Source organism: Mesorhizobium sp. M7A.F.Ca.MR.148.00.0.0 (assembly GCF_003997735.1).
In the GTDB taxonomy this organism is placed as follows: Bacteria; Pseudomonadota; Alphaproteobacteria; order Rhizobiales; family Rhizobiaceae; genus Mesorhizobium.
Genome location: NZ_RZTB01000455.1, coordinates 1 through 348, shown reverse-complemented (window position 1 = coordinate 348; position 348 = coordinate 1). Strand labels below are relative to the sequence as shown.

Annotated in this window: 1 protein-coding gene; it reads right to left on the bottom strand. The window is 56.6% G+C overall.

The window, feature by feature from the left end:
* The coding region (locus EOB49_RS34925) for a hypothetical protein (RefSeq protein WP_164781986.1) at positions 1 to 293 on the bottom strand (293 nt) is incomplete at its 3' end.
* Between the last annotated feature and the right edge of the window lie 55 nt (positions 294 to 348).

Sequence of the window (348 nt, the reverse complement as noted above, 5' to 3'; positions counted from 1 at the left end):
CTCATGATCAATCCCAGTGCTGCGACGCCGCCGAACGTCCACAATGCGATGGCGCGCCAGAGAACAGGTAGGAGAAAAAGCAGCAGCACTAACCAAGCACCTTTGCCGCGAATGCGTTTCGGGTGCCAATCTGGATCGACAGCGGTGGTGTAGATGAACAAAAGAGCCGCAGCGGTGAAGATGACGACGGCCAGCAGGGCCAGAGATCGCTTGCGGGAGAGACGCATGCGCAGTCGCACCTCGGAGGCGTCATATTCAGGCTGCAATCGAGGGGCGTAATCGAGCAAGCTCATCACGCATGTCTAGGAAATACGAATTGCGATGTGGTTAAGTGTGAATTTCCGGGCC